The 14,984-nt window shown below is 40.8% G+C and carries 10 protein-coding genes; 6 read left to right on the top strand and 4 right to left on the bottom strand.

Annotation, left to right across the window (positions count from 1 at the left end):
* Positions 1-382 precede the first annotated feature (382 nt).
* Together ABD873_RS00385 and ABD873_RS00380 are read left to right on the top strand one after the other, a co-directional pair.
* Entirely contained in the window at positions 383-3,067 is a 2,685-nt protein-coding gene (locus ABD873_RS00385) for a hypothetical protein (protein ID WP_345063090.1), read from the top strand.
* Positions 3,068-3,146: 79 nt separating this feature from the next.
* Positions 3,147-3,554, top strand: a complete 408-nt coding sequence (locus tag ABD873_RS00380) for a hypothetical protein (protein WP_345063087.1) — start codon at positions 3,147-3,149, stop codon at positions 3,552-3,554.
* Here the strand turns inward: ABD873_RS00380 and pssA are convergent.
* Together pssA and rho are read right to left on the bottom strand one after the other, a co-directional pair.
* Positions 3,551-4,255 (bottom strand): CDP-diacylglycerol--serine O-phosphatidyltransferase, encoded by a 705-nt coding sequence (pssA, locus tag ABD873_RS00375; RefSeq protein ID WP_345063084.1) that lies wholly within the window; start codon positions 4,253-4,255, stop codon positions 3,551-3,553. The two genes, ABD873_RS00380 and pssA, sit on opposite strands and share 4 nt — an antisense overlap.
* Positions 4,256-4,291: 36 nt before the next feature.
* Positions 4,292-5,824 (bottom strand): transcription termination factor Rho, encoded by a 1,533-nt coding sequence (gene rho / locus ABD873_RS00370; RefSeq protein ID WP_345063081.1) that lies wholly within the window; start codon positions 5,822-5,824, stop codon positions 4,292-4,294.
* Positions 5,825-6,160: 336 nt separating this feature from the next.
* Here rho and ABD873_RS00365 point away from each other — a divergent pair, with 336 nt between their 5' ends.
* Positions 6,161-7,888, top strand: coding sequence for an MFS transporter (locus ABD873_RS00365; protein ID WP_345063078.1), 1,728 nt, complete (start codon positions 6,161-6,163; stop codon positions 7,886-7,888).
* A 188-nt stretch (positions 7,889-8,076) separates the two neighbouring features.
* Positions 8,077-8,934, top strand: coding sequence for an N-acetylglucosamine kinase (locus ABD873_RS00360; protein WP_345063075.1), 858 nt, complete (start codon positions 8,077-8,079; stop codon positions 8,932-8,934).
* A gap of 71 nt (positions 8,935-9,005) precedes the next feature.
* On the opposite strand, the gene ABD873_RS00355 is transcribed toward ABD873_RS00360, so the two are convergent.
* Together ABD873_RS00355 and ABD873_RS00350 are read right to left on the bottom strand one after the other, a co-directional pair.
* Complete coding sequence (locus ABD873_RS00355) at positions 9,006-9,953, bottom strand: MlaD family protein (RefSeq protein ID WP_039053148.1); 948 nt, start codon at positions 9,951-9,953, stop codon at positions 9,006-9,008.
* A 60-nt stretch (positions 9,954-10,013) separates the two neighbouring features.
* A complete protein-coding gene (locus tag ABD873_RS00350; protein WP_345063071.1) occupies positions 10,014-10,847 on the bottom strand; it encodes an N-acetylmuramoyl-L-alanine amidase family protein in 834 nt (277 codons plus the stop codon).
* A 231-nt stretch (positions 10,848-11,078) separates the two neighbouring features.
* Between ABD873_RS00350 and ABD873_RS00345 the strand changes: the two genes are divergently transcribed.
* Positions 11,079-13,664, top strand: coding sequence for a putative LPS assembly protein LptD (locus ABD873_RS00345; protein WP_345063068.1), 2,586 nt, complete (start codon positions 11,079-11,081; stop codon positions 13,662-13,664).
* A gap of 23 nt (positions 13,665-13,687) precedes the next feature.
* On the top strand, positions 13,688-14,932 hold the full coding sequence (locus ABD873_RS00340; protein ID WP_345063064.1) for a competence/damage-inducible protein A: 1,245 nt from the start codon (positions 13,688-13,690) through the stop codon (positions 14,930-14,932).
* The last annotated feature ends 52 nt before the right edge of the window (positions 14,933-14,984 follow it).

Raw genomic sequence — 14,984 nt, 5'->3', positions numbered from 1 at the left:
TTAAACCTCATGAAGAAGATTAACGGGCTTTGAATTCATGAAAAAAATGTAGATTAGCAAAGTAATATTCTTAAATCAATCCGAACTGTAATTGGCCTTCGGAATAACCTAAGTAGGGATAAAAAAACAGTAAAAACCTAAAAATATTTTAAAAAAATAAAATACTGTAAACCAACAATTAATAAATAAAAATTAAACTTTTTATTTAAACATACCAAACACAAAATACTAAATATATTAGCACTATACCAAAAAGAATCAAAACATGAACATTAAAAACATAATAATCAATATATTAACAATAACTATTTTAACAACAACTTTACATATTGCAAAATGTCAAGTATTTGACAATTCCCAAGCACATTTTAATGTAAAATGGATGCAGATTGACAGGGAAAATTTTCGACTTATATTTCCTGAAGAATTCAAAGATGAAGCTCCTGCCCTAGCTCATAAAATAGACCATTATTTGCAAATTTCCTCTCAAAGTTTAAAGGTAAAGCCGCGTAAGATCAGCATTATTTTGCAACAACATCACGTCAATCAAAATGGTTTTGTGCAGCTCGCTCCCCGAAAATCCGAACTATTTTCGACTCCTTCCGCCATAGCCGACAATCAGGAATGGCTTCCCAATCTGGCATTACACGAAATGCAGCACGTTATTCAATTTGACAAATTGACAGGAAAAATACATCAACCTTTCGGCGAACTTTTAGCACTAGCTTTCTTCGGTATCCACCTCCCTTCTTGGTTTTATGAAGGCGACGCCGTGCTGCAGGAAACCTTATATTCCCAAGGAGGAAGAGGTCGTTTAAGCTCTTGGAACATGGAGTTAAGAGCCAATATTCTGGAAGGGAAAGAGTACGATTTTAACAAATATGTACATGGTTCTTACAAAGACATTACCCCTACCTACTATACAATCGGGTACTTCATGAATAGTATGCTCTATGAAAAGAACCCCGAAATTCACTTGGAAATTTATGAGGATATGCGTAAAAATCTGTTGCGACCTTTCAATTTTCAGCGGGCGTTAAAGAAACATCATGGAGCCAAAGCGAGTGTTCTTTTTGCCGAAACCATAGACCATCTAAAAGAAAAATGGACACCTGAGGAAGCGACAAATACCGCTCCTCCTCTTACCTTCGATGACAAGTATCCTACCCATTATCTCCTTCCACAGCGGGTTGGAGAATATATGTATGCCATACAAAGAAACAACCAAAGACCTCAAAGAATAGTTAAATTCCATACTCTCAACCCTCAGAAAGTAGAACATATCATCTATACCGGCGTGCAGCTTATGCCTTATTTCCATATACACAACAATCTTATTGTATGGGACGAATACCGTAAGGATAGCCGCTTCTCCAAACAAACTTACAACATCATCAATATCTATGACTGCAAGACCAAAACCAAAAAAACACTAACCCTAACAAGCCGCTTATATACACCTGTAGTGTCTCCGGATGCTACACAGATTGCCTGTGTAAAAGTAGGACTGGACAACAAAAGTGCTTTAACTTTTCTCGACATTAACTCCGGTATAGAACTCGATTCCATAGTGATGCCAAACGATATTCACATCCAACAACCTTATTTCAATGAAGAGGGAACCAAGCTTGTATGTATAGGTGTAAGCGGAAAAGGAACTACATTGCTCGAAATCGACCGCTACAACAAAACAATAACCCCCTTGATGGAATGGAGCAACCTGCAATTAGAACGACCCTCCTATGCTAGCCATGACATAGTATTTAAGGTAAACCAAAAAGGAAAAGACGAGATCTTCGTACTTAGAGACGGAAACATTTATCCCCTGACGCAAAGCCGTTATGGAGCTTTCCACCCCACGTCCGACAGCACAGTTGTATGGTTTAGCGAATACACCTCCCAAGGGTTCAAAATCAACAAGATTTCTATGGCGGATCTGTCAAAAAATGCTACCACACTTACAAAGGCCGAGACTCTTTTTGACAGACAAAACTCCTTCTCTGCTGCCGAACAAACCTTCACTCCTGACAGCTTGGACAATGCTATAAAACCTTATCGCACCCTACCTCATAGCATAAACTTTCATAGCCTCACCATCAGCGCTAACGACTTCGAAAGCTTCGACAACTATAAGCCTGGAATCTATTGGCTATCCAACGATGTGTTGAACACCACAAGAATAAAAGTGGGCTACGAACGAGAGATAGAACTCGCCAAAAACACTTTCCTAGGGGAAATAACCTTTCAGAAATACTACCCAAAATTCACCGTAGGCTACAAAAATACCGGCAAATTCGGATGGGCCCAAGTACCCAACAATAAAGACAGCATTCGGTTTGACTATCGCGAACATCAGCTCACCGCTGAGATACAACTTCCCCTCAGCGTTTACCGCGGCCATAGAGTCTATTCCTTTGGATTTAATTTTGGCACGTACTATATTAAACGATATGATGTATCCATAAACCTGACACGATTTATGGATAAAATCAAATTTCCTTTAAGCTATCAGCTGTATTTCAACAGAAACTGGATGATGGCTCCTATGGATCTAGCTCCACGCTGGGGACAGAATTTCAACCTCACCTTCCGCCATTTGCCATTTATGGAAGGAGATCACATCTCTTGGGCTTTGAGAACCTCCTTCTACTTTCCTGGATTGATGTTGAACCATAGCTTGCAGGCCCGCTTCGGCTTACAAGAAGCTAAAGGAAACTTCTCCTACAACTACGACATTCCACTGCCTGACGGATTCTCCTATCTGCCAAGAAATCTTGTTAAGAACACTTTGCTGTTTGACTACCGTCTTCCTTTATTTTATCCAGACCTATCTATTGGACAGCTGGCCTATGTCAAACGTATCCACACGCAGCTTTCAGCAGACTATCTGAATGTGCATGAATCATCCTTCGCGCCGAAATCCCTCAGTGCATATCTGAATTTCGATTTCAATTTATTCAAATACAATGAACCATTGTTTACTTTAAGTCTGAAGGGCACCTATATCAACGACAGTCGTGTAAAAGAAAAGTTTATTCCGGCTTTTAGCTTAAGCTATAATTACTAGTAAAATATTAAAAATCAATATTTTACAAAACCTTAACATAATAAGGTTGTTATTATAGATAAAACAACCGGCAACAGGTATGGCAATAATTTCAAAAAGCACAGAAGTTCAAGAAGAGCTAAACGTACTTTACGATTCCCTACTAGATAGGAGGTCCTTCCTACAGAACGAGCTAAAAGCTCTTAGGGAAAAATTCAACAAGGAATGCGACACCTATATTTCCAGTGGATACGATGCAGCAAAAGCTCCTACGATATGCAATAAGTTACACCATCAGAAATTCGTGGAATACGACATGTACTGTTATATCATCGACATCGTCAATGACTTCAGGGATATATACGGCAATTTTCCGGAATATGTAGAAATGTACGACACACTATACAGCTCTATGATACAGTTTGCCGACGAAGAATATTATGAATGCGCTGCAATAGTTAAAATATGGGTAGATCGTCTCTATACCATCATCGTGAATAAAGACTAACTCTTAACATTGCTAAAATGTAGCCACGAAAACAATAGATACAGCACGAAGACTAACGGCAAGGCCATCACCTTCAATATCAGAATTAACACCAGAGATATCAGCAAGAAAAGATATTTATATTGATTCTCCTTCCATCCCAAGGAAGACAGCTTCATCGAAAAAAGACGCATCTCCGAAACTAACAGTATACTGGACACCAACGTAAATACAACCAATACAAAAGGATTGTAAACAATGTCCGGATATTGCGCACCGATAAAAGGCAAAGAAACTACCAAAAAGGTATTCATCGGCGTATTTACCCCGATAAAGTCGGTCGTCTGACGTTCGTCTATATTGAATTTCGCCAGCCTTAAGGCCGAAAATATAGTGATAAGAAACCCAAAATACGGCAAATAAGAGGAAGACGTACTTTGCTGCAGTAAAGAAAAAACGATTGTCCCGGGCAACAGGCCAAAGCTAATCACATCGGCCAGCGAGTCCAACTCCTTCCCTATGGCTGATTTCACGTGCAACAAGCGCGCAGACATTCCATCAAAAAAATCAAAAATTCCGGAGGCCAAAACGCAATATAATGCAGCGGCATAATCTCCTTTCAGCACCATCAGCACTCCTATACAGCCACTGAATAGATTCAAGGAAGTAATTGTATTGGGAATATGTTTCTTCATCACTAAAATAAAAAGCCGTCCTATCATGCATAAGACGGCTTAAAAATATCAATTTAATATGAATTATCCATTCATACTCATCAAAAACTCTTCGTTCGATCTTGTACCGCGAAGCTGCTGCAACAAGAATTCCATAGCCTCTGTCGGAGTCATATCTGCCAAGTGATTGCGCAATACCCACATACGTTGTAGCGATTCTTTGTCCACCAACAAGTCATCTCTACGTGTTGAAGAGGCCGTAAGATCGATAGCAGGGAAGATACGCTTGTTGGCCAACTTACGATCCAACTGTAGCTCCATGTTACCCGTACCTTTGAACTCTTCGAAGATCACATCATCCATTTTCGAACCGGTATCTGTCAATGCCGTAGCTAAGATTGTCAAAGAACCGCCGTTTTCAATGTTACGTGCAGCTCCAAAGAAACGCTTTGGTTTATGTAGGGCGTTAGCATCCACCCCTCCCGAAAGAATCTTTCCAGAAGCAGGAGCTACCGTGTTGTACGCACGTGCCAAACGTGTAATAGAATCCAATAAGATTACTACATCGTGACCACATTCTACCATACGTTTCGCTTTTTCCAACACAATATTGGCAATCTTAACATGTCTTTCTGCAGGTTCATCAAAAGTTGAAGAAACCACCTCCGCACGTACCGATCTAGCCATATCGGTAACCTCTTCCGGACGCTCGTCAATCAACAGGATAATCAAATATACTTCCGGATGGTTCTTAGCGATAGCATTTGCAACCTCTTTCAACAAATTTGTCTTACCCGTTTTAGGTTGTGCCACGATGAGACCACGTTGCCCTTTACCTATTGGGGTAAACATATCCATAATCCTTGTCGAATAGTTGTTGGCCCCCAAATCTAGATTTAACTTTTCGTTAGGGAACAAAGGTGTCAAATAATCAAAAGGAACACGGTCACGAATATCTGCTGGATTTTGGCCGTTGATAGATTCGATACGTACTAATGGAAAATATTTCTCACCTTCTTTCGGCGGACGGATACATCCTCTTACGTTGTCACCAGTCTTAAGACCAAACAATTTGATTTGTGACTGCGACACGTAAATGTCGTCCGGAGAAGTCAGGTAGTTATAATCGGATGAACGCAAAAAGCCGTAGCCGTCAGGCATGATTTCCAAAACACCTTCGTTGATAATGACATTATCAAAGTCAGTATTTGGAACATTTGCGTCTAATCGTTTTGGTTCTGTGGATTGTTGCTCAGCGGATTCAGCAGAAGGAGATTCTGTAGGAGTTGAAGAAGAGGTAGATGAAGCGGCAGGCGTCTCGTCTTCTGAAGCTGTCGCTGTCGCCGTCGTTTCTTCTTCTGTTTTTGTTCTTTTTGTTACGGCTACAGGTTCCGCTTTAACCGTTCTGGTTCTCTTACGAGGTCTCTCTTCGCCAGCAGGTTGCGGAGCAGGAGCAGCCTCTTCGGTCTTTTCCTCGGCCTCTGCTTGCTTGGCAATTTCCGTTATTTTATCGATTAGCTCTTGTTTACGAAGTTTCTCTACGTCAGCAATACCTAACACTTTTCCTATCTCGCGCAATTCGGACACGAGCTTTGAATTCAATTCACTGATATTCATTAATACTGAATTATGATTATGTCGTTTTGGATTTTCAATTTGAAATCTAACCTACCAAAATTATCAAACCTAATAAGGCTCAATGATTTTCTAAAATGTCCTAAGTATCTACCTACTTATCTTTGATTATAATAATAGTACTCAAGAAATAGGATAAATTTGAGAATGCACAAAGAAAACTAATAGATTCGAATTTTCAAAGAAAAAATAAAAAAATAATCTTACAAAAACAATTATTTTCAATAAAAGCCCTACTAAATTGTTTTACCTAATACGAAATTTAGATTTTTTTTGTACGTTTATGACTTGCAAAATAAGATTTTAAACTAAAACCATATGACTGAAAATAGCAAACCAACCAATTACCCAGCGCTCTATACCCTTATTGTGGTATTCTTTTTCTGGGGATTTATTGCTGCAGGAAATAGTATTTTTATTCCTTTCTGTAAAAATTACTTCCACCTTGACCAGTTTCAATCGCAGCTGATTGATTTTGCCTTTTATAGCGCATATTATATAGGCGCATTGGCTCTATTCATTTTTAGTACTATATCAGGTAGAGATTTGGTAGGTAAATGGGGGTATAAGAAAAGTATTGTTTATGGTCTTCTGTTCTCTGCCTTTGGCGCAGCTGCAATGATTGTCGCTGTAGAGGTAAACGTCTATCTAGGGATGCTCATAGGCTTATTTATTGTGGCATTGGGTTTCTCTCTCCAACAGACTGCAGCCAATCCTTTCGCCGTATTGTTGGGAGATCCTAAAACCGGAGCATCGCGCGTCAACTTGGGTGGTGCCGTCAACTCTTTCGGTACTACAATAGGCCCTCTTGTGATTGGATATGCCCTTTTCGGCACTTTCGAAACCATCTCGGATGCTGAAATCTCGAACCTTCCTCTAAATAAAGTCGTGTACTTATATATTGCGGTAGGATTGCTGTTTATCTTCGCTGCTGCTCTTTTCCATTTCTCTAAGAAAGTACCTCCTGGTATCAACAACGAACCTATGGAAGGAGCTGACAAAGCGAAAAAGACCTTGGTCATCATGACTTTGCTGTTGATAGCTTTATTTACGCCTGTCTTCCTAAGCTATAAAAGTGAAACAGCCCTTCATATTGAAAGTTTACAGTCCCAGCTGAAAGCAGCAACGGACATACAGACCGCAGAAAGCTTGCAGTCACAAATCCGTGAACTTATGCATCCACTGGAGCTGAAACGTATGGCCTTGCTTTTCGGTGCCCTCATTGCGGTGGTAGGATCCTTACTTTTCGCCTACAACAGAGCACAAAAATCACCTGAAGGCTGGGGCGCCATGAAATATCCACAGCTTGTCCTAGGCATGTTGGGACTGTTCCTCTATGTGGGTATAGAAGTAGCCATCGGCAGTAATCTAGGAGAGTTGTTGACACAAGACGAATTCGGTAATCTGCAATCTTCAGAGATTACACCTTATATATCTATGTATTGGGGAGGAATGATGGTAGGCCGCTGGGCAGGGGCAGTGACAGCATTCAACTTCTCCAGTGCAACAAAGAAAATATTGACTGCTGTAGTTCCTTTTATCGCCTTCGGTGTAGTGCTGACCGTAAATACTATTGCAGGTTTTAATATGTCGCATCTTTATTTCTTTGCCATCTGTGTGGCTATACAGGTAATAGCATTTTTTATCAGCAAAGAAAAACCGGTAACCACCCTCATCGCATTCGGAACGTTAGGCCTTGCTGCTATGATTATAGGTCTACTTTCTTCAGGTACAGTAGCAATCTACGCCTTTCTTACCGGCGGGTTAGCCTGTTCGATCATGTGGGGGTCTATCTTCGCCCTGTCCATTGTGGGCATTGGAAAATACACAGAACAAGGTTCAGCCTTCTTGGTCATGATGATCTTAGGTGGAGGTATCATCCCTCCTATCCAAGGAAAGCTAGCCGACATTATCGGTATCCACAACTCCTATATCGTTCCGGTTATAGGCTTTGCCTACATAATTTTATTTGCCATCCTAGTGAAAGGATTCCTGAAAAAACAAAATATTGATATCGATCATATCGAAGGCTCCGCAGGACATTAAACCTTCTAATTGTACTTTATACACTAAGTATTTTTCAAAAAAAACCTTGTTTATTTCGAATAAACAAGGTTTTTTAGTTAGTACTCACTTTTTATACACCACTAACCCTTGATAATTATAAAGAAAAATGTATCTTCGGGTAGATTAAGTTGAAAACTAATATTGAATAACTACTAAATAAACTGATAATGATCATTATTGCAGATGGCGGATCAACCAAAACCAATTGGTGCCTACTAGATGACAACAACAAGAAGATCTACTTCAACACAGAGGGCTACAACCCTTATTTCGTTGACAGTGACTATATTGTAAGCTCTTTAAGAAAAGGATTACCTAACGATTTACCTTTGGACAAAATAAAAGAGGTAAATTATTATGGTGCTGGTGTCCACAACGAAGAGAAAGCTCAGATCGTCGCTGATGCTTTCAAAGTATTATTCCCTAATGCTAAAATAGAAATCGGTCACGACTTGTTGGCTGCCGCTAGAGCCTTATTGGGAAGAAAACCTGGATTTGCAGCTATCCTTGGAACAGGAACCAACACCTGTATCTATGACGGTGAAAAAATCGTCCACAACATCAACTCTGCTGCTTACATCTTAGGAGACGAAGGTTCCGGCTCATATATAGGTAAAAAACTAATAACAGACTTTATCCGTGGCTTGATGCCGGAAGATGTAGCTAAAGTTTTCTACGAAACCTACAAGCTTACTCCGGATGAAATCATGGACAACGTGTATACTAAACCTCTAGCAAACCGTTTCTGTGCTAGCTTCAGCAAATTCGTTTACGACAATAATGTAAACATCGAATACACTCGCAAAATAGTGGATGATGCTTTCGAAGCTTTCTTCGCTAATTTGGTAAGCAAATATCCAAATTACCAAGATTACACATTCAACTGTATCGGTTCTGTGGCTTATAACTTCCGCAACGTATTGGAAGAAAAAGCAAACCAATACGGTATGCAGGTTGGAAAAATCTTACGTTCTCCAATCGACGACTTGGTACAATTTCATATCGAAAGAGCTCAAGGCGAATAAGTTTTCATATTATTAAATAAAAAAAGCGTTTGATTCATGAATCAAACGCTTTTTTTATAATCATACATGATTTATTTTGTATCCTTCTTGCCGAAAATAGAAATCTTCAAATATTTTCCCGGATTAGTTTTAAGGTCTTGAACCAACTCATCCAAACTTGCTGATGTGCGGCTCAGATTGTCGTACAACTTATCGTCATTCAGCAAGAGTCCTAGAGATCCCTCACCCTTATTGATTTTATCGGTGATCTCCTGCACGTCCTTCATCGCCTGATAGGCATTATCCACCGTAGCTTTGATTTCTGTCTTCGACAAGTCACTGGACAGATGGTCTAGGTTGGCCATAATCTGGTTAATCTTATCACCATTATTCTTGAAATTATGAGTGATAGATTCCAGATTCTGCATAATACGAGCCAGTCTTTCCCTTTCAGAGCCCATCAAACCTTCCACATCGGTAGTGATTTTCTCTACATTCTTTAGAGAGATGGAAATACTACGTAGACTGGACTTGAAATCTCTTTGAAACTCTTCATCCAAAGCAGTATTGACTGCGAAGAGTACCGAATCCAGCCTCTCTACAAGGTCTTCAATCTTCTTTTGCAAAGGCTCCACCTTCTGCAAGAGGTTGGCCTGCACATCCGACTGCAACGGATCGCCATCCTTTGCATACGTTTTGCTGTTCCCCAACTCAAACACTATAACCTTCCCTCCCAGAAAACCATCACTGGAAATACGGGCAATAGTATTTGAAGGGATTTTATACTCTTTTTTGATTTTGAATTCGGTACGGATCTTTCCGTTATCCATCAGCGTGGTTTTCGATACACGACCAATTTTAAAGCCGTTGACCATCACCGGATTGGAAACTACCAACCCATCTACATTATCGTAATCTGTATAATATGTGTTTTCTGAAGAGAACAAATCATTACCTCTCAGAAAACTATAACCTATAACCAAAATGGTTATCGCTACGGCTGTTAATGCTCCTACTTTGGTTTCGTTTGATATTTTCAAGTTACTTCGAATTTATATTCCTAATGAATATACAAATAACATTCTAAATATAGAAAATGTTTACTTTTCGGAAGTAGCTTTATACTTTTTTATGGCATTAAACAGATTTTTCACAATTTCATTTTGACCTTCTTCTGACAGCATGTAATCTTCTTCTGTAGGACTAGAGATAAATCCTATCTCTGTAAGCACTGCAGGCATGCTTGCACGGGCCAGCACAGCCAATCCCTGTTCCTTTACTCCCCTATTTACTCTGTTAGAAGCCACATATTCATTTTGTATTAGGGAGGCAAAACGGATACTGCGGTCACGATACTGACGTTTCATCACTTTGAAGATGATATAGCTGGAAGGATCCTTAGGATCGAACCCCACTAAGTCCGCATTATTCTCCTCATAGTTCTCTTCCAACAACATATCGGCGTTCTCCCTTATGGCTACATCCTGCTCGCTCATACGGTGAAAACCTAACACCAACGTTTCCGTTCCCACCACATGGGGATTCTTACGGCGTGTGGTGTTTGCCGAATTGGCGTGTATGGATAGAAAAAGATCAGCGTGATTCTTGTTGGCTATCTCCGATCGCGTACGGAAAGGGACATCAACATCTGTGCTTCTTGTAAGGATTACATTTATGCCCAACTCTTCTTCCAATTTTTTCTTGAGCTTTTTTGACACCTCCAATACGATGTCTTTTTCCTTTGACTTACGCCCGTATGCTCCAGGCTTGTCGCCACCATGTCCTGGGTCTATTACAACGGTGAAATTTTTTTTCGGTGGATTAGTTTTATTCTCCTCTTGGCTGTCGTTATAGATAAAAGAAGAAGCTAAAAAAACGATGGATAGGAAAAACAGAGACAAACTAATTTTTTTAACACTATTTAAAAATTTCATCTTTCTAATTTTGAGATTTTTGTAATAAGATTCACTGAGCATGGTGCACATACATCCACAAAGATAAAGGGTAAAAATAGATTAAAAAAATATCACCTTTATCTATTTGATTTTTTGACTACTTTTGTTGGTAATAGTTTATTTTTGCGCAAGTTTAATTAAGATTTAACGACGTTGAAGACGGTAACGAGATTTTTAAGCTGTTTGGTGTTTGTGTTAATAGGGATAACGATGGGTTATTCCCAAGTTTTAATTCCTTCAAAGACCAATGTTGACACCCTTCAAAACACTTCCGACACGCTTAAAAATCACTTCAAAGAAGTTTCGGGACAGGATACCGTTCTCATGAAAAATGAAAGTGGTCTAGAGACCGTCGTAACTATCGTTGCCTCTGACTCATCGTGGAATCAGGTACAAAAAAATATTATCCACCTCTTCAAAGGTGCAAAAGTAAAATACCAAGGCTTTGAGCTTTCGGCAGACTATATTCGTCTGGATAGAAACAACAATATGTTGTATGCCAGCGGTATCTATGACGAGAAAGGTAAATATGTCGGAAGGCCTGTCGTTATCTTCCCCAACGAGACACCCAAAGCCGTAGACTCCTTATTATATAACTACAAAAGTCAGGAAGGTAAAACTTTCGGCATCATGACCGAAGAAGACGGAGGATATATACAGGCACGCGTGCTCCGAAAAAATATTTATGATGAGCTGTCCATTAAGGACGCCATGTACAGCACCTGTGACCTACCCTATCCTCATACGCACTTCGGCATACATATCTCACGAGGCTTAATTACCGACAAGCAGATAATCGCGGGACCATCCTACCTAGTATTTCAAGGAATCCCTTTCAAGTTTCTGGCTCTACCCTTCGGCTTCTTCCCTAAGACTAACAAGAAACAATCGGGATTTTTGTTTCCATCCTTTGGGGATGATGTAACACGAGGCTTTGGTCTGCGCGACTTTGGCTGGTACTTGACATACAATGACTATTGGGACTCCGAACTACGGGGCTCTTTTTATTCCAAAGGTTCGTGGGAAGCTTGGGTACGGACCAACTATGTCGTAAACTATAAATTCAATGGAGGATTTAACTTCAGATTTGCTTCTACTCCTACAGGGGTAGAAGGGTCGGATAACTTCCGCAGGGCCAAAGACTTCAACTTCACGTGGAACCACACACAGCGTCAGGAAGCCAACCCGGGGACTTCCTTCTCGGCGTCGGTGATGTTCGGTACCAGCTCATACTTCCAAAACTCTGCTGCTGGAAGCACTTACGACATCCGCGAACTTACCCGCAACAACATGTCTTCATCCATCAGCTACGGAAAAGTATTTGCTGACGGAAAAGTGAATTTCACCTCTACGCTAAGCCATCGCCAAGACATGACCACCGGTAAGATTGACTTGGAGCTACCTACTTTTTCATTGAACGTAGCGACCTTCAATCCTTTTGACTCCAAAGAGCGTGTTGGTGAACAGAAGTGGTATCAACGCATTACCGTAGGATATAGCTTACAAGGAAGAAACTCCCTTTCGACTGGAGACTCTACCTTATTCTCCAAAGAAACCCTACAAAAGTTTACCAACGGCTTCCAACATAATATTCCGGTCAGCTTAAGTCTTACCGCATTTAAATATTTCCAATTCAACACCTCTTTCAACTATACAGAAAGATGGTATCTGCAAACGGTACGTAACTATAGAGCAAACGAAATTAACGGTTATGTGGACGCTCGCGATACCGTGCCGGGATTCAGAAGAGCATACGATTACTCTTTCTCGACAGGGCTGTCCACAAAAATCTACGGTATGTACCCTAAAATGGGTAAAATACAGGCCATCCGCCACGTGGTAACCCCTTCTATCAATCTGAACTACAGACCGGACTTCTCCGACCCTAAATACGGATTCTATAAGGAATGGATAGACAAAACAGGGCGTCTGTCCAAATATTCTATCTTCGAAAACGGAATCTTCGGTGGTCCAGGACAAGGTAAATCTATGGGAATAGGCTTTTCGATAGACAACAACATAGAAGCTAAAGTTCTCAACACCAGTGATACCACCAAAGGTAATGCTTTCCGAAAAATCCCTATCATTCAAGGTTTGACCTTCAGTGGTAACTATAACTTTGCTGCGGACTCTTTAAAATTGTCCAACATCTCGTTCTCGGGAAGAACCTCTTTATTCAAAGAAAAAATAAACTTGAACTTCAGCGGTACGTTTGACCCTTATTCGTTAAACACCAATGGCGAAAGAATTAACCGCTTTGCTTTGAAAGACGGTAAGTTGGCTCGTCTCACCAACTTCGGGTTGTCGTTTGACTACAGCTTCAACCCTGATGCCTCAAGACGTCGCAACGACAACATCGATTCCATGCGCAACAGCATGCCTAATATGACGCCGGAACAGGCTAATGCTTTGGCAAGTATCAGCCGTGATCCGAATGCTTTCGTAGACTTTAACATTCCATGGAACTTTGCTGGGTCTTTCAGCTTACAATATTTTACACGGTTTGACCAAGAACAGCAGAGAGAACGCGCCGATTATTCGGCCACCATCAACTTCCACGGTGACCTTAACCTTACACCTAAGTGGAAAATACAGTTCAACTCCGGCTACGACATCAAACAGCGTGAAGTGTCTATGACTAACCTTTCTATTTACAGGGATCTGCACTGCTGGGATATGTCTGTAGGTTGGGTACCATTCGGCCGCTATAAGAGCTACAACATCACTATTCGTGCAAAATCTTCAATCCTTCAGGATTTGAAACTATCAAAACGCAACAGCCATTACACTTATTAATAAAATTTTGCTAACTATGTGTTATGAACGCAGAGATCATAACCATAGGCGACGAAATATTACTCGGACAGATTGTTGACACCAATTCAGCGTGGATAGGTCAACAGCTGAATCTCCTGAATATACGCACCCAACAAATCACATCCATATCGGACAGCGAACAAGCCATTACGGAAGCTCTGCATGCAGCTTCCCTTCGTGCCGACATCATTATCGTTACGGGCGGCCTGGGCCCCACAAAAGATGATGTAACCAAACAGACCATTTCGACCTTCTTTGGCAAACCTTTGGTAAGAGATGACAAAGTCTTAGCACATGTAAAAAATCTTTTCAACAACCTTGCTCCTAGAAGAGTACTTCCGGAAATAAACTATGCTCAGGCCGATGTTGTAGAAGGCTGTCAGGTCCTCTTCAATGATGTGGGTACAGCCCCTGGAATGCTCCTCACCAAAAACGAAAAAATGTTTTTCTTCCTTCCCGGAGTTCCGTTCGAAATGAAGTTTCTCATCACACACCGCGTCATACCCATACTTCGAGAGCAGCGGTCTGACCAACATATAGAACACCGCCATATCATCACCGTAGGTATAGGGGAATCATTCCTTGCCGAAAAAATTAAAGATATTGAAGAGTCTCTTCCCGATTCTATTAAATTAGCTTATCTTCCTAAAGTAGGGATGGTGCGGTTACGTCTAACCCAGACTGCCCCCTCCCCTGTAACTATAGACTTTTATCACCAGCAGCTCATCGAACGCCTTGGAACACATGTGGTCGCAGACAAGGATATCTCCGTCGAACAAGCCATAGTAGAAGCATTCACTAAAGACAAACTGAAATTAGCTGCGGCAGAAAGCTGTACAGGAGGACGCATAGCTAGTGGCATCACGGCAATAGCCGGAGCCAGCGCCATATTTGACTGCGGCATTGTAGCCTACCACAACAGAATAAAAATGCAAGTGCTTGGTGTAAAAGCAGAAACATTGGACACCGTAGGAGCAGTAAGTGAAGAAACAGTAATAGAGATGGCTCAAGGTGTAAAAAAATTAGCCCATGCCGATTATGCTATAGCCACTAGTGGCATCGCAGGGCCCGGAGGAGGTACTCCCGATAAGCCGGTAGGAACAGTATGGATTGCCGTAGCAGGAAAATATGAAACAGTAACAAGACTTTTCCATTTCCGTAACGACAGAAGCATCAACATTGAAAGAACTGTGGCCAATGCTTATAGCATGTTGTGGAATTTGTATGTCAAAGAGAAAGAGAAATAGAAATTTCTTTCTGCAAAACAAGCCGGACAAAATATTATATTTTGTTTTTAGG

The organism is Sphingobacterium thermophilum (genome assembly GCF_039541675.1).
Lineage (GTDB): Bacteria > Bacteroidota > Bacteroidia > Sphingobacteriales > Sphingobacteriaceae > Sphingobacterium > Sphingobacterium thermophilum.
The sequence above is the reverse complement of the archived record's forward strand: the minus strand, read 5'-3'. Positions and strand labels throughout refer to the sequence as shown.